This is a genomic window from Agarivorans albus, assembly GCF_019670105.1.
Classification (GTDB): domain Bacteria; phylum Pseudomonadota; class Gammaproteobacteria; order Enterobacterales; family Celerinatantimonadaceae; genus Agarivorans; species Agarivorans albus.
This window is the reverse complement of record NZ_AP023032.1, coordinates 1-21229: the sequence shown is the minus strand read 5'-3', so window position 1 is coordinate 21229 and position 21229 is coordinate 1. Positions and strand designations below refer to the sequence as shown.

At 43.3% G+C, this 21229-nt stretch carries 17 protein-coding genes; 12 read left to right on the top strand and 5 right to left on the bottom strand.

From position 1 onward, the window contains the following. Positions 1 to 96: 96 nt before the first annotated feature. The 12 genes from K5620_RS00085 to K5620_RS00030 all read left to right on the top strand — a co-directional run bounded on the left by K5620_RS00085 (position 97) and on the right by K5620_RS00030 (position 14373). The gene (locus tag K5620_RS00085) at positions 97 to 813 is read left to right on the top strand and encodes a response regulator (protein WP_016400297.1); all 717 of its coding nucleotides are present in this window, start codon (positions 97 to 99) and stop codon (positions 811 to 813) included. Then, entirely contained in the window at positions 803 to 2242 is a 1440-nt protein-coding gene (locus K5620_RS00080) for an ATP-binding protein (protein WP_016400296.1), read from the top strand. The genes K5620_RS00085 and K5620_RS00080 overlap by 11 nt, the downstream gene beginning before the upstream one ends. A 137-nt stretch (positions 2243 to 2379) precedes the next feature. Further along, the gene (locus K5620_RS00075) at positions 2380 to 3630 is read left to right on the top strand and encodes an ABC transporter substrate-binding protein (protein WP_016400295.1); all 1251 of its coding nucleotides are present in this window, start codon (positions 2380 to 2382) and stop codon (positions 3628 to 3630) included. A gap of 85 nt (positions 3631 to 3715) precedes the next feature. Then, complete coding sequence (locus K5620_RS00070) at positions 3716 to 4588, top strand: carbohydrate ABC transporter permease (RefSeq protein ID WP_016400294.1); 873 nt, start codon at positions 3716 to 3718, stop codon at positions 4586 to 4588. 2 nt (positions 4589 to 4590) lie between these two features. Continuing rightward, a complete protein-coding gene (locus K5620_RS00065; protein WP_016400293.1) occupies positions 4591 to 5445 on the top strand; it encodes a carbohydrate ABC transporter permease in 855 nt (284 codons plus the stop codon). Positions 5446 to 5451: 6 nt separating this feature from the next. Further along, positions 5452 to 6564, top strand: coding sequence for an ABC transporter ATP-binding protein (locus K5620_RS00060; protein WP_016400292.1), 1113 nt, complete (start codon positions 5452 to 5454; stop codon positions 6562 to 6564). Positions 6565 to 6993: 429 nt separating this feature from the next. Further along, positions 6994 to 7245 carry a sulfurtransferase TusA gene (tusA, locus tag K5620_RS00055; RefSeq protein WP_016400290.1) on the top strand — a complete coding sequence of 84 codons (252 nt, stop codon included), beginning with the start codon at positions 6994 to 6996 and terminating at the stop codon, positions 7243 to 7245. A 128-nt stretch (positions 7246 to 7373) separates the two neighbouring features. Further along, positions 7374 to 8279: a glycine--tRNA ligase subunit alpha gene (gene glyQ, locus K5620_RS00050; protein ID WP_016400289.1), complete on the top strand. Its 906-nt coding sequence runs from the start codon at positions 7374 to 7376 to the stop codon at positions 8277 to 8279. Positions 8280 to 8289: 10 nt separating this feature from the next. Beyond that, a complete protein-coding gene (gene glyS / locus K5620_RS00045; RefSeq protein WP_016400288.1) occupies positions 8290 to 10368 on the top strand; it encodes a glycine--tRNA ligase subunit beta in 2079 nt (692 codons plus the stop codon). A 241-nt stretch (positions 10369 to 10609) separates the two neighbouring features. Next, a complete protein-coding gene (locus K5620_RS00040) occupies positions 10610 to 11059 on the top strand; it encodes an early set domain-containing protein (protein WP_016400287.1) in 450 nt (149 codons plus the stop codon). 79 nt (positions 11060 to 11138) lie between these two features. Beyond that, positions 11139 to 12974: an alpha-amylase gene (locus K5620_RS00035; RefSeq protein ID WP_016400286.1), complete on the top strand. Its 1836-nt coding sequence runs from the start codon at positions 11139 to 11141 to the stop codon at positions 12972 to 12974. Between the two features lie 151 nt (positions 12975 to 13125). Further along, positions 13126 to 14373, top strand: coding sequence for a valine--pyruvate transaminase (locus tag K5620_RS00030; protein ID WP_016400285.1), 1248 nt, complete (start codon positions 13126 to 13128; stop codon positions 14371 to 14373). Between the two features lie 57 nt (positions 14374 to 14430). Here K5620_RS00030 and K5620_RS00025 read toward each other — a convergent pair whose 3' ends face one another. The 5 genes from K5620_RS00025 to dnaA all read right to left on the bottom strand — a co-directional run bounded on the left by K5620_RS00025 (position 14431) and on the right by dnaA (position 21129). Then, on the bottom strand, positions 14431 to 14898 hold the full coding sequence (locus K5620_RS00025; RefSeq protein WP_016400284.1) for an Hsp20 family protein: 468 nt from the start codon (positions 14896 to 14898) through the stop codon (positions 14431 to 14433). A gap of 197 nt (positions 14899 to 15095) precedes the next feature. Next, a complete protein-coding gene (gyrB, locus tag K5620_RS00020) occupies positions 15096 to 17510 on the bottom strand; it encodes a DNA topoisomerase (ATP-hydrolyzing) subunit B (protein WP_016400283.1) in 2415 nt (804 codons plus the stop codon). Continuing rightward, positions 17503 to 18588, bottom strand: a complete 1086-nt coding sequence (recF, locus tag K5620_RS00015; protein ID WP_016400282.1) for a DNA replication/repair protein RecF — start codon at positions 18586 to 18588, stop codon at positions 17503 to 17505. The genes gyrB and recF overlap by 8 nt, the downstream gene beginning before the upstream one ends. Before the next feature lie 13 nt (positions 18589 to 18601). After that, on the bottom strand, positions 18602 to 19705 hold the full coding sequence (gene dnaN / locus K5620_RS00010) for a DNA polymerase III subunit beta (protein ID WP_016400281.1): 1104 nt from the start codon (positions 19703 to 19705) through the stop codon (positions 18602 to 18604). A 20-nt stretch (positions 19706 to 19725) separates the two neighbouring features. Further along, positions 19726 to 21129, bottom strand: a complete 1404-nt coding sequence (gene dnaA, locus K5620_RS00005) for a chromosomal replication initiator protein DnaA (protein ID WP_016400280.1) — start codon at positions 21127 to 21129, stop codon at positions 19726 to 19728. Positions 21130 to 21229 lie beyond the last annotated feature (100 nt).

Below are 21229 nucleotides of genomic sequence, written 5' to 3'. Positions count from 1 at the left end.
CCCATTTTTTTTGCTTAAACAGAGCAAGCGTTTTTCCCAAGCCCGTTGTTTGTTATTCTTAGGCCATAAACTCTTCGAAAAACAGAATTGAGGCTCATGGTTATAGCTAAACAGTTATTGGTAGTGGATGATGACTTAGAAATTCGCAGCTTACTTGAACAATATTTAAGTAAGTCAGGTTTTGACGTGATTAGCGCCAACGACGGTGAAGAGATGGCAAAATTGCTAGAGAGCAACGACCCTGAGTTAATCATTCTTGATATTATGTTACCCGGCGACGACGGCTTCACCCTTTGCCAAAAAATTCGTCGTACCTCAAATGTGCCAATTATTATGCTTACTGCCAACTCCGACGAAATGGACCGGATTGTAGGTTTAGAGTTAGGCGCAGATGATTACATTGGTAAACCCTTTAACCCTCGCGAGTTATTAGCACGTGTAAAAGCCTTGTTGCGCCGTTCTCAAGTTACCGCGAATGCGCAACAAAATACCCGCTACATTCGCTTTGGCCAATGGCGTTTAGATAGCCAGACTCAGCAACTTGAACATGAAGACGGGGATAAACTCGAACTATCAAGTAGTGACTACCGCCTGCTACAACTATTTTTACAGCATCCCAACGAAACCCTCGATCGCGATACCATTAGCGATGCAACCCGCGGCCGCGAAAGCTTGCCAATGGAGCGTGGTATAGATGTACAAATTTCTCGTTTGCGCCAGCGCCTTAAAGACGACGGCAGTAATACCCGCTTAATTAGAACTATTCGCGGTGTAGGTTACATGATGGTGACACAAGTGAGCCATGAAGTTTAAGGCCTTCTTAAATCGAATAAAGCCCAACTCATTATTAGCGAGAATGCTACTGCTATTGCTATTAGCAATTGGCCTAGCGCAGGGTGCCAGTAGCTTTATTTGGTTCTACCAATTGCGCCAATCCGAGTCTGATGGCTTGCGTTCAACCTCGCAAAACTTAGCCTTAAGTTTGGCCTCTACGGTGACCTTTTTTGAGTCTTTACCTTCTGAATATCGCCACATTGTGCTTAATCAGTTGCGCAAAATGGGCGGCACCCGCTTCTTTGTTTCGCTCAATCAAGAATACATTCACATTGACTCCATCCCCGATAGTCACCGTAAAAACATTGTGATTCAAACCGTGGGAGAAGTACTGCATCGCGAGCTCAATCGCAGCCCAATGATTGATGTGGACTTTTCCATGCCCGATAAGCTACATGTACTAAAAAACGATATATTACTTAAAGACTTACCCTCTTCTTGGGCATCACATACTCTGCAAGTTCAACCGCTTAACCCACCGATTTTAGTGACTCAAATCGAGCTAGAAAGTGGCGAGTGGATTTATTTAGCCGCATTATTGCCCGCGCCCTATATGACCTTGCAAGACAACTTATTACCGCAAGATCGCATCATGTTCATCGCGTTGATGACTTTTTTCTTGCTACTGTTTACCTTTATCTTAGTTCGCCGTCAAACTCGCCCACTGCGCCGTTTAGCCAAAGCGGCTTCACGTTTAACCATCGATTTATTTCAACCGCCGTTAGTGGAAGAAGGCAGCGATGAAATTCGTAAAGCTACCCGCGCCTTTAATACTATGCAGGGTAAACTGAAGCGTTATATTGAAGATCGAGAACTACTATTTCGCTCTATTTCTCACGACTTAAAAACACCGATTACCCGACTACGCTTGCGCGCAGAATTGCTTGATGATGAGAAAATTATTGATGCCTTTAACCGTGATTTAGACGAGTTAGAGATCATGGCAAAGGGTGCTTTGCAAACAGTTAAAGATACCGATATTCATGAAAACTTAAGTGATATCAATATAATGACTCACTTAAAACACTGCATTGAACCGTTCTTAGGCAAAGTAGTGGTATTTGGTGAAACCGACAATCCTTATCGCGGGAAACCGCTAGCGATAAAGCGCTGCATCAGCAACCTTGTAGAAAATGGCATTAAGTACGGCAACGATATTGAGATTTATTTGCTTGATGATGATGCCGAGCTTTGTTTGCTATTTGTTGACCATGGCCCTGGTATTCCAGAAGAGCGAATTAAAGAAGTATTTAACCCCTACGTACGATTAAGCAAAGACGATTCTGGCTCTGGTTTAGGCTTAGGTATTGCCCGCAACATTGCCCATGCTCATGGTGGTGACATCACCCTACAAAACCTCCCTCAAGGGGGTTTAGAAGTAAAACTCCAACTGCCTCACATTAAATAAGCCTTTTGTAACAACTTCGTTACAAAAGGTTACTTTGTTATCAAGCTGTTTCATCTAGTCTATTTAGTAGCCAATCAGCGCAGTAAGATTGGTGAAATAAGGAATGGAATTCACAAAAAAATAACAAAGGCATCAATATGCGTAAATTTGCAACTCTCGCCTCTACCCTGGCACTTACTAGCGCTATTAACCTTGCTTATGCAGGGGAAGTAGAAGTTCTTCACTGGTGGACTTCAGGTGGTGAAGCCAAATCTGTAGGCGTGCTAAAAGAAATGTTAGAAGCCCAAGGGCATTCTTGGAAAGACTTTGCCGTAGCTGGCGGCGGTGGTGAAAGTGCGATGACTGTACTAAAAACTCGCGCGATCTCTGGTAACCCACCAGCAGCAGCTCAAATCAAAGGTCACGACATTCAAGAATGGGCAGACCTTGGATTTTTAAGTAACCTGAATGACGTAGCTAAAGCCGAAAAATGGGACGATGCGGTTCCGGCAGTGGTTACCAACGTGATGAAGTTTAACGGTGACTATGTAGCCGTTCCGGTAAACGTGCACCGCGTAAACTGGTTATGGGCTAACCCAGCAGTATTTGAAAAAGCGGGCGCTAAAATTCCTACCACTATGGATGAGTTTTTTGTTTCTGCAGAAAAGCTAAAAGCGGCCGGTATTATCCCATTAGCTCACGGTGGCCAAGCTTGGCAAGACGCCACAGTATTTGAAGCCGTGGCTTTAGACATCTTAGGTTCTGAAGACTACAACAAAGCGTTTGTGATGCACGACGATGCAGTGCTTAGCAGCGACAAAATGGTTGAAGTATTTACTGTTTTCAAAAAAATGAGTAACTACATCGATAGCGACTCACCAGGTCGTGATTGGAACATTGCCACCAGCATGGTAATTAATGGCCAAGCCGGTATGCAAATTATGGGAGACTGGGCGAAAGGCGAATTTGTTGCTGCAGGTAAAATACCAGGCAAAGATTTCGTTTGTTTACCGGCGCCAGGTACCGACGGCCAGTTTACCTTTAACATCGACAGCTTCGCTATGTTTGAGCTAAGCAACGCCGATAATGTTAAAGCGCAAAAAGCCCTAGCTAAAACTATTCTTACTCCAGAATTCCAAGAAGTATTTAACTTAAACAAAGGTTCTATTCCAGTACGTACCGATATGGATATGAGCAAGTTTGACAGTTGTGCCTTGGATTCAATGGCGACCTTCAAAGCCAGTAACCAATCAGGCGACCTAGTGCCAAGCATGGCGCATGGCCTAGCCACTACTGGTTACGTTCAAGGTGCCATTTACGATGTAGTAACCAACTTCTTTAATGATCCAGACGGTGACCCTAAAGAGGCAGTAACTAAGTTAGCGCGCGTAGTTAAAGCCGCTAAATAAGCCTTAAAACTCCGGCCACCCGGCCGGAGTTTACCTTTGCTATCCCCATGTTAGTTTGAACACGGAGTTCGAACGAGGCTGTACTATGTTTAATACTCTGCAAAAATGGTTGCCTAAAATCATTCTGTCGCCGTCGATATTTCTGGTTACAGTGTGTATTTATGGCTACGTAGCTTGGACTGGCTACTTATCGTTAACCCATTCTCGCTTTTTACCCAACTTTAAGTGGGCGGGTTTACTGCAATACCAAAAATTGATGGAAAATGACCGCTGGGTTACATCCTGCATTAACCTGCTGATTTTTGGTGTATTGTTTATCATTATCTCAATTATTTTAGGCACCTTGTTAGCGATATTTCTCGATCAGAATATTCGCCAAGAGGGAGCTATCCGCACTATTTACCTTTACCCAATGGCGCTGTCATTTATTGTGACAGGTACTGCCTGGAAGTGGATTTTAAACCCCGGTTTAGGTTTAGAAAAAATGATGCACGACTGGGGCTGGACCAGCTTTGAATTCAACTGGCTAGTGAGCAATGACATGTCGGTGTATACCTTAGTGATTGCAGCTGTTTGGCAATCCTCCGGCTTTGTAATGGCAATGTTTCTGGCTGGCCTGCGTGGCATCGACTCAAGCATAGTAAAAGCGGCGCAAATAGATGGCGCAAGCATGCCCACCATTTACTGGAAAATCATACTTCCCTGCCTGCGCCCGGTGTTCTTTAGTGCGGTAATTATCACCTCACACATTGCGATTAAGAGCTTTGACTTAGTAACTGCATTAACCTCTGGCGGACCGGGTTATTCCTCGGATTTACCAGCACTCTTTATGTATACCCACGCCTTTACTCGCGGACAAATGGGCTTAGGTGCGGCCAGCGCCATGATGATGTTAGGCGGCGTGCTCGCGATACTCGTGCCGTATTTATACTCTGAACTGCGTAACCGGGAGCAATAATCATGACTAAATTTTCTCCGGGACGTTTGTTCATCTACTTCATCTTAATATTGTTTTGTGCCATTTATTTAATGCCACTACTGGTAATGCTATTAACCTCGTTTAAAACCCTACCGGATATTCGTGGGGGTAACCTGTTGTCGTTGCCAGAAGTATGGGTATTTGAAGCTTGGTTTAAAGCTTGGGGCAGCGCCTGTACAGGGGTAACTTGTGAGGGGGTGAAAGGCTACTTCTGGAACTCCTTTAAAATGGCCATTCCAGCAGTATTTATCTCTACCCTAATTGGCGCTTTAAACGGCTATGTCATTGCTCACTGGCGCTTTAAAGGCTCAAACTTGTTTTTTGCCTTAATGCTATTTGGCTGCTTTATTCCCTTCCAGGTAATTTTGCTCCCTATGGCAGCTACCTTAGGTAAATTTGGCTTAGCCAATACCACCACCGGTTTGGTATTTGTGCATGTGGTTTATGGCTTGGTATTTACTACTCTGTTCTTCCGTAACTTCTATGTATCGGTACCAGGAGAGCTAGTAAAGGCAGCCAAATTAGATGGCGCTGGCTTCTTCACCATTTTCTTCAAAATAATGCTGCCCATCTCCAAACCTATCATCATGGTTTGCATCATTTGGCAGTTTACTCAGATTTGGAACGACTTCTTATTTGGCGTGGTGTATTCGGGCTCAGACTCGCAGCCTATAACCGTGGCGTTAAACAACTTAGTAAACACCAGTACTGGTGTTAAAGAATACAACGTAGACATGGCCGCCGCGATTATCGCCGCGTTACCTACCCTATTTGTTTATGTTGTAGCAGGAAAATATTTTGTGCGCGGCTTAACCGCTGGCTCAGTAAAAGGATAAAAATTAATGGCGACCTTAGATATAAAACAACTTTATAAGCGCTATGGTAAAAACGGTCCCAATACCCTAGAAGATATTAATATCTCCATTGAGTCGGGTGAGTTTTTAATCCTAGTTGGCCCTTCTGGCTGTGGTAAATCTACTTTAATGAACATGATTGCCGGCTTAGAAGAAATTACTGCCGGAGACATTTGCATAGATGGCAAAGTAGTAAACGACGTAGACCCTAAAGACCGCGATATTGCGATGGTGTTCCAGTCTTACGCGCTCTACCCCAACATGACAGTACGTGGCAATATTGAGTTTGCCTTGAAAATTCAAAAAATGGATAAACCAGAACGCGATAAAGAGATCACTCGAGTTGCCCAATTACTGCAAATTGAGCACCTGCTAGATAGAAAGCCTTCGCAGCTCTCGGGTGGCCAGCAACAACGGGTATCAATGGGCCGCGCCTTAGCGCGTCAACCCAAGATCTACTTGTTTGATGAGCCTTTAAGTAACCTAGACGCCAAACTACGAGTTGAAATGCGTCATGAGATTAAAAAGCTACATCAGCGCTTGGGCACTACCATCGTTTATGTAACACACGATCAAATTGAAGCTATGACTTTAGCCGATCGCATCGCTGTGATGAAAGATGGCCAGCTACTACAATTGGGCTCACCAGCTGAGATTTATAACGACCCAGCAGACATGTTTGTTGCTGGCTTTATGGGCTCGCCAGCCATGAACTTTTTACACTGTAGTGTGGAACAAAGTGAGCATGGTTTAGTGGGCTCCTTAGTGTGTGACCAACAACAATCACACACTATTCCACTGCCAGAACACTTAGCAAAATACGCCGGTAAATCGGTTGTGGTAGGCATTCGCCCAGAGCAGATTACCCATGTGAATCCTTACAAACAAGATAAGCCCTTAGTCACAACCTTAAACCTAAAACTGGGTGTTTTAGAACCTACTGGCCCCGATACCATTGCACTGGTGACATTAAACGACAAAGAAATTAGCTGTCGTTTAGATCCTGATAAGCCAGCGGTGATGGGCGAAAGTCTAGACTTGATGTTTGATATGTCGAGCGCAGTGTTTTTTGACCCTAATAGCGAACAGCGGATACGCTAAGTAATACACTAGGGTCTGTTGATCATTGCTGATGGTTTTTGCAGCAATTTATTAGCCATTTAGGCAAGGCAGTGAGTGTGCAGTTAAGTGCGCTTAATAATCACTCGCTAACGCTGAATAAATGGCTAAGAAATGCTGCCCGAAGGGTTCGGATAAGCGGGCTTTACTCTTTGTTAAGCACTTCTTACTTAGCCCACTAGGCCTCTAAGTGCTCGCCGCGATTAAAGCCCGCTTATCTCGAACAAAATTTCAACACCAAAGATCAACAGACCCTAGCAACAAGAGGCTTCGGCCTCTTTTTGTTGGGTTTTCTGCACCTTATTCCACTGCCATATTGCTCACTCTCCACACAATGGTCAAAGTTGACAGCTGACACCTCGCTTTTAGCTGGTATACAATAGCGCTGTAGCACAAAGAGACCGCAGTAAAATGAGCAATAACTTAGATTTCAATCAAGCCGATCACCAATTAGATGCCTTAGGTTTACGTTGTCCTGAACCCGTTATGATGGTTCGCAAAGCCATCCGTAACATTGATATTGGCGAAACCTTGTTAGTGCAAGCCGACGACCCATCAACCACTCGCGACATGGTCAGCTTTTGCGAGTTCATGGATCACACCTTAGTGGCTAAAAAAACTGACCAAACGCCCTTCCAGTATTTGATCAAGAAAGGCAGTTAGCTTAGTTTTTTCAAAAAAGTCTAATTTATCAGCAATTCCCCGCACAACAGCACTAGGGTCTGCCTGCTTGCTAGGGTATACTCCGTCAGTTATAAAACCGATTATTTTTCATACGCGCGACACTAATCATGCATAAATACGATATTAAAACCTTTCAAGGCCTTATTTTGGCCTTACAGGACTACTGGGCCCGCCAAGGCTGCGTAATTGTTCAACCTTTAGACATGGAAGTAGGTGCAGGCACCTTTCATCCGCAAACCTTTTTGCGCTCTATCGGTCCAGAACCGATGTCTAGTGCTTATGTACAACCATGTCGTCGCCCAACCGATGGCCGCTATGGTGAAAACCCTAACCGCTTGCAACACTACTACCAATTTCAGGTAGTGATGAAGCCATCACCAGACAACATTCAAGAGCTTTACCTAGGCTCTTTAGTTGAGCTTGGCATTAACCCAGAAGTTCACGATATACGTTTTGTTGAAGACAACTGGGAATCACCAACACTTGGTGCTTGGGGCCTAGGCTGGGAAATCTGGTTAAACGGTATGGAAATTACTCAGTTCACCTACTTCCAACAAGTTGGTGGCTTAGAATGTTCGCCAGTAACCGGTGAAATCACTTACGGTTTAGAACGCTTAGCCATGTACATTCAGGGCGTAGACAGTATCTATGACCTAGTGTGGACAGATGGCCCAATGGGCAAAGTGACCTATGGTGATGTATTCCATCAAAACGAAGTAGAGCAGTCTACTTACAACTTTGAACATGCCGACACCACGGCCTTATTCGCCCAATTTGATCAGTGTGAAAAAGATAGCCAAAAATTAATCGAAGCAGGCTTACCATTGCCAGCTTACGAACAGGTAATGAAAGCCTCACACGCCTTCAACCTACTTGATGCTCGCCATGCTATATCGGTAACCGAACGTCAGCGTTTCATCCTACGTGTTAGAACCCTTTCTAAAGCCGTAGCCGAAACGTATTACAGTGCTCGTGAAGAGCTTGGTTTCCCATTATGCAAAGACAAAAAGTAACGGAGGCAGCATGAGTAACGAAAACCTATTAGTAGAAATCGGCACCGAAGAGTTGCCACCTAAAGCCTTACGCGGCTTGGCTGAGTCTTTTAAAAGCAACGTACAGCAAAGCTTAGAAAAAGCCGGTTTTGAATTTACCAGTGTTGAATGGTATGCCGCTCCGCGTCGCCTAGCACTAAGCATTCAAAACTTAAGTGAACAGACTCCAGATAAAGTTGTAGAAAAGCGCGGTCCTGCTATTAGCAGCGCTTTTGACGCCGATGGCAATGCCACCAAAGCCGCCGAAGGTTGGGCGCGCTCAAATGGTATTACGGTTGAACAAGCAGAGCGTTTAAAAACCGATAAAGGCGAATGGCTACTACACAAAGCTGAAATAAGTGGCCAAAGCATTTATCAATTATTTCCAGAAATTGTGGCTGATGGTTTAGCCAAGCTGCCAATTCCAAAACCGATGCGCTGGGGCGCTAAAAGCACTCAGTTCATTCGCCCTGTTCATACCATCACCATGCTATACGGTGAGAAATTAGTTCAAGGCAATATTCTGGGTATCGAGTCAGCCCGTACCGTGCGCGGCCACCGCTTTATGGGTGAAGCCGAGTTCGAACTAAACCATGCTAACGACTACGTTAAACAGCTAGATCGCCGCGGCAAAGTAATTGTTGATTACCAACAACGTAAAGCCATTATTCGCGAGCAAATTGAAGCTGAAGCAGCCCGAGAAGGCGGCGTAGTGGAAATGGATGAAGCATTACTTGAAGAAGTATGTTCTTTGGTTGAATGGCCAGTAGCCATGGTAGGTAGTTTCGAAGAGAAATTCTTGGAAGTTCCTGCTGAAGCGCTAATTTATACCATGAAGGACAATCAGAAATACTTCCCGATTTTAGATACCAAGGGTAACTTATTACCACGTTTTATCTTTGTATCTAACATTGTTAGTAAAGATCCTCAGCAAGTTATCGCAGGTAACGAGAAAGTTGTTCGCCCTCGCCTTGCTGATGCCGAGTTCTTCTTTGAAACCGATAAAAAATCACGTTTAGACTCGCGCCTAGATAAGCTGGCCAATGTTGTATTCCAACAAAAATTAGGCAGCCTACTCGACAAAGCCAATCGTGTTTCAGAGCTAGCTGCACAAATTGCCGCAGAAATTGGCGGTGATAGCCAACACGCACAGCGTGCTGGTTTGCTATCAAAAGCTGACTTAAACAGTGAAATGGTACTTGAGTTCCCAGACATCCAAGGTGTTATGGGCATGTACTACGCCAAGTTTGATGGTGAACACGAAGACGTAGCCAATGCGCTTAACCAGCAATACTGGCCACGTTTTTCTGGCGATAAATTACCAGAATCTAAAGTTGCTTCTGCGGTAGCAATTGCCGATAAACTGGATACCTTGGTGGGTATTTTTGCTATTGGCCAGCTGCCTAAAGGCGATAAAGACCCGTTTGCTCTGCGCCGTGCCAGTTTAGGCATTATTCGCATAATTCAAGACAAAGGCTTTGAACTAGATTTAGATACGCTAATCAACAGCGCCCTGTTGCTATTGCCGCTTGAGTTAAACCAAGAGCAACAAGCTAAAGTACATGGCCAACTTATTGAGTTTGTCTATGCTCGCTTGCGTGCCATGTATCTTGAGCAAGGAATTGACGCCAGCGTTATCACTGCGGTACTAGAGCGTAAACCAACTAAGCCAGCTGACATTGAGCAACGCATTAAAGCGGTAAGCCACTTCCGCTCGTTAGAGCAAGCTCAAGCCTTAGCAGCTGCGAATAAACGTGTATCAAACATTCTGGCTAAAAACCCAGATTTTGTTAAACCACAAATTGATAGCAGCTTGCTAAAAGAGCCACAAGAAAAGGCCTTAGCAGAAGCTATTTCAACTATGCAAAGCAGCTTAAAACCTTTGTTGGAAAACGGTGATTACCAAGCAGCATTAATAGAGCTAGCCACCTTACGTGAAGTAGTGGATAACTTCTTTGATAACGTGATGGTAATGAGCGATGAAGACGCGCTAAAAATTAACCGTTTAAGCCTATTAAACTCGCTACGAGAGCTGTTTTTAGAAATTGCTGACATCTCTGTGATTCAGTAGCCTAAAAGCCTACGCTGCACAATAAAAAAGCCGCGTCCAAGCAAGGGATGCGGCTTTTTTTGATCCACTTAACTTTTTTAATAAAATCAGCCTTTTCTTGAAATCCTTTTCAGCATAGTAGTGTGAGCTTGGCACGTTTTTTCGCGCCTAGCTTCGCTATAAATAAGCTCGAGTTCGGCTCATTACGTAATGTTTGTCTGTAAAGACAAAGGAAAGCTATAAAAATAGAAAGGAATTGGAAATGCTTAAAAATATCATGAAAGCAGGTGTGCTAGCGCTAATCACCGTAATTGCTGCAGGCTGTGCCTCTGGCGATTCAAACAGCAAACTAACTCGTGACGTATACCTACGTGGTGTATTCACATGGTGGGATGCTGATCCTCAGTTCAAACTTCAGCCTGTAGAAGGTAAAGAAAACGTATGGTTTGCTACTTCTGCTGCTGACGAGCCACTAATCGCTGATGGTCAACCTTACGAGTGGAAATTTGGTGATGCTGCATGGCAATGTGGTACTAACTTCGGTTTCCTATCTGGAGAAGCAGACATCAAACTTGGCGAGCGTCGTCAATCTAACAAATGTTCAGCATTTGATAACTTCAAGTTCACTCCAGAAGAAGATGGTGTTTACCGTTTCTTCCTAGACTGGACAGAAGAATTACCAGTTGTTTACATCGAAAAAGTAGAAATGTAAGCACAGCTTACTCTCTATATAAGCCCCTCTTTGGGGCTTTTTTTTTCGGTCAACAGCAATAACTATATGGATGTAAGCAATGCAACAAGTCATTAAACCTGCCCTGCTTGGTTGTTTAGTCAGCATGGCAATAGCTGGGTGTGCTTCAAACGAGGCAAACACTGGCGGAGCTGCTAGCAGCTCAAGCGAAGCACTTGCTCAAAGCGCACAATGTCTGCAATGGGATGGTCAGCCCGTAACGGTAGATGTAAGTGAAAGTTTTGAAGAAGGCACCGCTGTTAAAGATTTTTATAGCGGTCAAATGAGTACCGTTTATCAAGGTAAGGTAACTTTTACCCCTTCACCTGAAAGTGGCGGCTTGTTACTACTAGAGTCTGTGGGTAAAAAAGCCGATGAATTTAGCTGGGATAGCGCCTCTGTATACTTTGTTATGACAGACCGCTTCTACAACGGCAATCCAGATAACGATAATAGTTATGGCCGTACTAAAGATGGCAAGAACGAGATTGGTACCTTCCATGGCGGCGACATTGCCGGCCTGAGCAAAAAGCTCGATTACATTGAAGATTTAGGCATCAACGCAATTTGGATTACTGCACCTTACGAGCAAATCCGTGGTTGGGTTGGCGGCGGTATGCGAGGTGACTTCAAGCATTACGGTTACCACGGCTACTACGTGCAAGACTACACCGTAATGGACCAAAACATGGGTACAGCGGAAGAGTTTAAGCAGTTCGTAGATGACGCCCATGCTCGAGGCATTCGCGTGGTGATGGACATTGTGATGAACCACACTGGTTACGCAACCTTGAGCGACATGCAAGAGTTTGGTTTTGGTGCCACGCAAGAATATGACGTACCTATCGAAAATTACCTGGGTAAAAAATGGACCGACTGGTCTCCAGGTAAAGGCGAAACCTGGCATAGCTTTAACGACTATATAGATTACGGTGATCGTAACGAGTGGGTGAAATGGTGGGGACCTGATTGGGTACGAACTGACATTTCTGGCTACCCTAACCCGGGCCCAAGTGACTTCGAGATGTCACTAGCTTACTTACCTGATTTTAAAACTGAATCAGATAACGTTGTGGGTTTACCGCCTTTCTACAAAAATAAACCTGATACCAAAGCGGTAGAAATTCCAGGAGCAACAGTTAGAGACTACTTGGTCACTTGGTTGTCTGACTGGGTACGTGAATATGGTATCGACGGTTTCCGTGCAGACACCGTTAAACACGTTGAGCCAGAAGCATGGCAAGCCTTGAAATTAGCTTCTAGTAAAGCCTTTGCCGAATGGAAACAAAACAACCCTGATAAAGTACTTGATGACAATGACTTTTGGATGACCGGTGAGTTTTGGGGCCAGGGCTTGAATAACTCGCGCCTATTTGACGCCGGCTTTGATTCGCTTATCGATTTCACTTACCAAACCGACCTAGCTAAAAAAGGCATGAACTGTTTGTCTAATATGCAAGATGGCTATCAACGCTACGCAGACGTGCTAGGAAAGCGCGATGGCAAGGTTCTAAGTTACGTATCATCTCATGATACTAAATTAGCCTTTGGCACCATCAGCAAGGATCTGGAGCAGCAAAAACAGCTTGGCTCAGCCTTCTTGTTAATGCCTACAGCGGTACAAGTTTACTACGGTGATGAAAGCGCTCGTGAAAAAGGACCTCGTAGCTCGGATAAACACCAAGCAACTCGCTCAGATATGAACTGGGATCAGTTAAATGATGAACAACGATTAGCGGTTCATAATCACTGGCAAAAACTCCTTCAGTTCCGTAAGCGTCACCAAGCGGTGGGTAGTGGTAAGCACAAGCAGCTAAATTCAGCTCCTTACGTATTTGAACGCCGTAAAGGCGATGATGCTGTGGTTGTTGTTTATGTAGGCCAGCAAGCCAAATAGACTCAACCTGCACTAAAATAAAAGCGGCTTACTTAAGCCGCTTTTTTATTGCCTAAGCCCAGAGAAACTCAGCCGGAGTTTGATCGGTAATGACAATTGCTATTCAAAAGCAAACTTTGTTAAGGTGACGCCTTAGCTTAAAAGGTGCGTTATGACATATTCAAATTTTGGCAACAAATTCACTCGCCATTCAGGCATTACTCAACTGATGGATGACCTTGATGAAGGGATCCGAGCGGGTGATGAAATGATAATGTTAGGCGGCGGTAATCCTGCGCAGATTCCCGAAATGAACGCAATCTTTGAACAACACCTTCAAACTGGCCTAAGTAATAAAAGCTTACTGGCTGCACTATGTAACTACGATGCCCCACAGGGTAACAAGAACTTCATTGCCAACCTGGCGACATTTTTTAGAAACGAATTCCACTGGGAGATAAATGAAGAAAATATCGCACTCACTAATGGTAGTCAAAGTGCATTTTTCTTCCTTTTCAATTTATTTGCAGGTAAAGGCAAGAATAATAAGCGAGTATTGTTCCCGCTTGCTCCTGAATATATCGGCTATGAAGACAGCGGAATAGACGAAGACTTATTTATTGGTAATAAACCTAGCATCGAGTATTTGGCTGATAGACAGTTTAAATATCACGTTGATTTTGAACACTTAAAAATTGATGAAAACGTTGGCCTCATTTGTGTGTCACGCCCCACCAATCCTACCGGCAATGTCATTACCAATAACGAAATCAACAAGCTTTCGGCACTTGCCAAGCAGCATCAAGTACCACTATTGATTGATAATGCATACGGACTGCCCTTTCCAAACTTAGTATTTACCGAGGGAGCTAGTCCATTCTGGGACAGCAATACTATTCTTTGCTTAAGCTTATCTAAGCTTGGTTTACCCGGAACACGCTGCGGCATTGTTATCGCTAAACCAGAAACTATCAAAGCAGTCTCTAATTTGTCAGGAATCATTAATTTGTCACCCGGCGGTGTTGGCCCTGCGCTAGCTAACGAGATGCTTAAAGACAACAGCTTGCTAGATGCTAGTAACCACGTAATAAAACCTTTCTACCAGCAGAAGTCACAGCAAGCGATTAGCTGGCTTCAAGCTGCTATACCTTCTAGCAAATTTCGAATACATAAATCTGAAGGTGCAATGTTCTTGTGGCTTTGGTTTGAAGATTTACCTATAAGCGACAAACAAGTTTACCAGCAGTTAAAAGAAAATGGCTTACTCATAGTGCCAGGCAGTTACTTCTTCCCAGGTATCGACAAGGACTGGCGACATACCCAAGAATGTATTCGCCTTAACTTTGCTCAAAATGAAGAACAGGTTAAACGCGGTATTGAGATATTAGCTGATGTAGTAAACCCACTACTGGCAGATTAACTCACTAACAAAAAAAGGGCCTGCTGGCCCTTTTCATTCTCTATCACTAGCGTTTAGTTAAGCTGATTTAGCTTCTAAGCTTTCTACGTTTAACTTACCGTTAATAGGTATTTGCTTAGGTTTAAGCGCTTCAGGGATCTCCCGCTCTAGCTCAATAAATAACAAACCATTTTCTAAGTTAGCTGCTTTTACTTTTACATGGTCAGCAATTTGATATTTACGCTCAAAGCCGCGTTCTGCGATACCTTGATGTAAAAACTTAGCTTGGCTGTTTTTCTTCTGCTTAGTACCAGTAACGATTAGTGCATTCTCTTGAGCAACAATTGATAGCTCGTCTTCTGCAAATCCAGCAACAGCTAAAGTGATTCGGTAATTATTTTCATCTACCGCTTCGATGTTGTAGGGAGGGTAACCGTTATTCTGAGTTTGAGCGCTTTGGTTCGATGCAGCTTCAATAAAGTTAGCTAGACGATCAAAACCAATGGCTGTGCGATAAAGTGGTGAAAAGTCGTATTGATTACGCATAGTATATTATCCTCATAGAGCAATAAATTGTATTGGACCAGCACTATTGCTGCGTCCCTTTCTTAACAAAACCCACCTTTGTGGCATCCTGTTATTACTAGATGTGGGGATAAAATTTTTGGTTTCAAGGGCGGCAAATACAAAAAAGGCAATATTTTCATATTGCCTTTTTTTAGTGCTACCTTTTGAACTTGGAATTAAACGTCTAGGTTTTCCACATTCAATGCGTTGTCTTCAATAAAGTTACGACGCGGCTCAACTTGGTCACCCATTAAAGTAGTAAACAACTGGTCACAAGCAATTGCATCTTCAACCGTTACTTTCAACATACGACGCGTTTCTGGGTCCATAGTAGTTTCCCAAAGTTGGTCCGGGTTCATTTCGCCCAAACCTTTATAACGTTGAATGTATAGACCACGGCGCGACTCAGCCATTAGCCAGTTAAGCGCTTCTTCAAAACTAGTAACAGGCTTGGTCTTCTCACCACGTTTAACGTAAGCACCCTCTTCTATTAAGTTATTAAGATTATCGTATAAGCTACAAATATCTTTATAGTCATTGGAAGCAAAGAACTCAGGTTCGAACTTAAAGCTTACATCCACACCATGCTGACGCAGTGTAACAACAGGATAATAGATATCACGTTCATCGTGTTTTTCTATTTCAACTGAGTAGTAGTTACCACTAGGAAGCTCAGCATTAACCGGAGCAATAAGCTCTTCAGACCATTGCTCTAATGCTTCAGCATCTTTCAGTTCATCAACATTAAGCGCACGCTGGTAAACCATCTGGCTTAGTAATGATATTGGGTAACGACGTGCTAAACGCTCGTTGTTTTTCCAAACACGGCGATACTGAGTCACTAAACTTTCTAGCGCTTCACCGCCAATAGCAGGAGCCTCTGGATTTACATATAAACCAGAATTATCTAACGCCAAGGTGGTTAGGTATTCAGTTAGCGATTCTTCATCTTTTACATAGCGCTCTTGCTTGCCTTTCTTCACTTTATATAAAGGAGGCTGAGCAATGTAAATGTAGCCACGCTCAATAATTTCTGGCATTTGACGATAGAAGAAGGTCAATAGCAAAGTACGAATGTGCGAGCCATCGACATCAGCATCGGTCATGATAATGATGTTGTGGTAACGCGTTTTATCTGGATCGTACTCGTCACGACCAATACCACAACCCATGGCAGTAATCAGCGTTGCCACTTCTTGAGAAGATAACATCTTATCAAAGCGGGCTTTTTCTACGTTTAAGATTTTACCTTTTAGTGGAAGAATCGCTTGGTTCTTACGGTTACGCGCTTGTTTAGCACTACCACCCGCAGAATCACCCTCCACTATGTATAGTTCAGATAAAGCCGGGTCTTTTTCTTGGCAGTCCGCTAACTTACCAGGTAAACCAGCTAAATCTAAGGCGCCTTTACGACGAGTCATATCACGAGCTTTACGTGCAGCTTCACGAGCACGAGCCGCATCAATAATTTTTTGCGTGATAATCTTAGCTTCTTGTGGGTTTTCTAATAAGTACTCACTTAGCTTTTCACCCATGGTTTGTTCAACCGCAGACTTCACTTCCGAAGACACTAACTTGTCTTTAGTTTGGCTAGAGAACTTTGGATCAGGAACCTTAACTGAGATAACCGCAGTTAGACCTTCGCGGGCATCATCACCCGTGGCACTGCTTTTATCTTTCTTATTAACTTCTTTTTCCATGTAGCTGTTAAGGGTACGAGTTAACGCAGCTCTAAAGCCAGCTAAGTGTGTACCACCATCACGCTGAGGAATGTTGTTAGTAAAACAATAAATGTTTTCTTGGAAACCGTCATTCCACTGCATCGCTACTTCTACTGCAATACCGTCATCACGTTGGAAGTTAAAGCTAAATGCTTTATCGTGGATTGGTGTTTTGTTGGTATTTAGGAATGAAACAAAAGCCTGAATACCACCTTCATAACAGAAGTGATCCTGCTTATCATCACGCTCATCTTTTAAGATGATAGACACACCTGAGTTCAAGAATGACAATTCACGCAAACGTTTTGCAAGAATATCGTAATGGAACTTAGTGTCAGAGAAGATTTCATCACTAGGCCAAAAGCGTAACTCGGTACCAGTTTTGTCAGTATCACCAACAACCGCTAACGGCGCATCAGGTTCACCCAGGGTATAAAACTGCTCATAAACGTGCCCCTGACGCTTAACTGTTAGCTGCAGCTTAATAGACAAGGCGTTAACTACCGATACACCTACACCGTGCAAACCACCCGATACTTTATAAGAGTTATCGTCAAATTTACCACCAGCGTGGAGAACCGTCATGATTACTTCAGCTGCAGACACACCTTCTTCAGGGTGAATATCAACTGGAATACCACGACCATCATCGGATACAGATACCGATCCATCGTTGTGAATTGTCACTACAACATCAGAACAATGGCCAGCCAATGCTTCATCAATAGAGTTATCTACAACTTCGAAGACCATGTGATGTAAACCTGAGCCATCATCGGTATCGCCAATATACATCCCAGGACGTTTTCTTACTGCATCAAGGCCCTTTAGTACCTTAATACTCGATGAGCCATATTCATTTTCAGCCATGTTTTACTCTCGTTTTATAGTCGCTGATAACACCATGTTCCACGTGAAACATTGTGCATCCTTCTAAATCAAATCCATCTAGCATCTGCTCCTCAATCGCGGAAACAAACACTTGAGACCCATTGTGTTGTAAGCATCTAGCTAACAACACTCGTTTAGACATATCTAGTTCTGCAGCAAAATCATCAATCAGGTAAACGGTTTTCTTCCCACTTATTTGTTGAGCATGCTGCCCTTGCGCCAAAATTAAAGCGCACACAAACAGCTTTAACTGCCCTCTCGAAATTACGTCTACTGCATTTATGCCATCAAACTTAAACTTCAAATCTGCTTTGTGAGGTCCGTACTGGGTATAACCAAGTAATCTGTCTCTCTCAAAGCTTTGCTTTAGCAATTCTTCTAAAGCAACTTTATCGTCCCATCCTTGATAAAAAGCCATATCAAATTGGTACTCTGGCAAAAACTCTGTCACTAACTCAGCCAGCGTATCAGCAATACTCTCTACATACTTTTTGCGTTGATCACTTACTACGAAAGCGAGTTCAACTAATTGCTTATCCCAAAACTGCAAATCTTGATATTGCCTTGTCTGTTTCAACAAAGCATTTCTTTGTTTCAATATTCGCTTGTAGTTTTGCCAAGCGGCGTGGAACTGATGTTCCACGTGAAACACTCCCCAATCCAAATAAGCGCGCCGATGTTTAGGACTACCATCAACCAAGCCATACCCTTCTGGATGAAGGATTTGCAAAGGCAATAATGAAGCAAGCACCGCTTGGCTTCTTACTGTCTCTTTGTTAATCCTTAAAGCAGTGTCTCCGCCTTTAAACTTTTGCAATCCAATTTTGTGCTCATCTAACTGAGCAAATACAACAAAACTGTCTTGCTGATAAGTAATAACTTTACTAGGTCTATTACTTCTAAAAGAGCGGCCAAACCCTAAGTAGTAAATGGCTTCTAGTACACTTGTTTTACCGCTGCCATTTTGCCCCAAAATAACATTAAGCTTGGGATTAGGGCTTAGGTTAGCACTCTTTATGTTTCTAAAATTTTGTAAACCTAAGCTTTGAATTTGCATTAGCTACAAGACATTACAAACGCATAGGCATTACAACGTACATTGCTTTGCCGGTTTGCTCAGCATCTTCAATCAAGGCGCTGCTATTACTGTTGCTCATATTTATTCTGATTTGATCGCACTTAAGGGCATTCAATACATCCAAAACATAAACAACGTTGAATCCTATTTCTAAATCTTCGGCCTGATAATCTACGTCCAAGATTTCTTCTGCTTCTTCTTGCTCAGGGTTATTTGCAGTGATCTTTAAGCTTCCAGATTCTAGCTGTAAGCGCACACCGCGAAATTTCTCGTTAGACAAAATAGCAGCACGAGAGAATGCTTGTTTAAGCTCATCTCTCCCGGAAATTAATGCTTTATCACTATTAGCAGGAAGAACTCGGCGATAATCAGGGAAACGGCCATCAACTAACTTACTGGTGAAAGTAAAGCCTTGAACACTGGCTCGAATGTTGTTGCTACCAATTTGCAACTCAACCAGCTGATCTTCATGCTCAAGCATTCGCGCTAGTTCAATCACACCTTTACGCGGAACAATAACTTGTTGCGCTTGCAAAGGTTGCTCAAAACGTTGTTCAGCTAAAGCTAAACGGTGACCGTCGGTAGCAATAGTTTTCAAACCTTTTTCGTCAGTCTCAAACAACATACCATTTAAGTAATAACGAACATCCTGGCTAGCCATTGAGAACTGAGTACTATCAATCAGGTTCTTAAGTTGGCCTTGAGTCAGCTGAATTAGCTGCTGGCTTTGCCAATCTTCGATGTTTGGAAAATCGTTAGCAGGTAAGGTTGCTAGAGAAAAACGACTACGCCCAGAGCGTAGTACCAAACGATTATCGTCGGCTTTACAGCTAATCTCACAACCATCTGGTAAACCACGACAAATATCTACAAACTTTTTAGCCGGTACGGTAACTCGCCCTTCGTTTACAGCACTTTCTAGCGGAAGTGTCGCAATAAGTTCTACTTCCATATCGGTGCCGGTAATCGACAACTGTTGGTTGCTTATATCTAGCAGAACATTACCCAAAATAGGAATAGTTGGACGCCCACCCAGCGCAGCACTCACTTGCTGCAAAGGTTTAAGCAGTTGTTCTCGGTTAATACTAAATTGCATACCTAGTCACGCCTCTCCGATTATGACGATAATGTGCGGATTAAATTCTGATAATCTTCTTTAATGTCGTGGCTTTCTTCTTTAAGTTGAGAGATCTTACGACAAGCATGTAATACCGTTGTATGGTCGCGACCACCAAACGCATCACCAATTTCTGGCAAGCTGTGGTTGGTAAGCTCTTTTGCCAGCGCCATTGCTAATTGTCGCGGCCTAGCCACCGAACGAGAACGTCGTTTAGACAACAGATCAGCCACTTTAATTTTGTAATACTCGGCAACTGTTTTCTGAATATTATCAATAGTTACCAATTTCTCTTGCAGCGCTAACAAATCACGTAAGGCTTCACGAACAAAATCAATGGTGATTGCGCGTCCAGTGAAGTTGGCGTTAGCAATCACACGATTCAACGCCCCTTCTAGTTCACGAACATTAGAACGCAAACGTTTAGCGATAAAGAAAGCAACTTCGTCGGGCAAACGAATATTATTTTCGTTCGCCTTAGTCATTAAAATAGCTACGCGAGTTTCTAACTCAGGGGGTTCGATAGCAACCGTTAAGCCCCAACCAAATCGACTTTTTAAGCGATCTTCAACACCATCAATTTCTTTAGGGTAGCGGTCACTGGTTAAGATAATTTGCTGATTACCTTCCAACAAAGCGTTAAAGGTATGGAAGAACTCTTCTTGTGAGCGTTCTTTATTAGCGAAAAACTGAATATCATCAATTAACAAAGCATCAACGCTACGGTAGTAACGTTTAAAATCTTCTATCGCATTGTTTTGTAAAGCTTTTACCATATCTTGAACAAATCGCTCAGAGTGCATGTACACTACCTTAGCATTCTTTTTGTTCTCGATAATTCCATTACCCACCGCATGTAAAAGGTGAGTCTTACCTAAACCTGTGCCGCCATATAAAAATAGCGGGTTATAAGCACCACCAGGATTATTGGCTACCTGAGTAGCAGCAGCGCGCGCGAGTTGATTCGACTTACCTTCAACAAAGTTGTCGAACTGGTAAGTGGCATTAATATTGTTTCGATGATTGGCTTCTAGAGCGGATTTTACCGCTGGTTCTTTATCCCAGCTCTTACCGCTATCGTTATTACTCACTGGTGCAGCAGCGGCTCCAGCTTGCACGGGATCGGCTTTTACTGGATTAGATAAGGTTCGGCTAACAGGTTTACTGCCTACCTCAAACCGCAAACTCGGTTTATCACTTCCGCAAAACTCTTCGAGTAAAGCATTCACTCGGATCAAGTACTTATCTTTAACCCAATCCAATACAAAACGGTTTGGTGCATATAACACCAATAACTCTGCGTCTTGCTCAACTTGCAGTGGTCGGATCCACATACTAAATTCTGTTGCCGGCAATTCATCTTGTAAACGTACTAAGATTTGTTGCCAAAGAGACCCACTCACTCGCGACTCCGCGTTATCACCAAAAAGACCGTCTATTTTATAACGGAAGCCGCTTAAACTCTAGGTTTCTTATGAATTATTCACAAGCAGATAACAAATA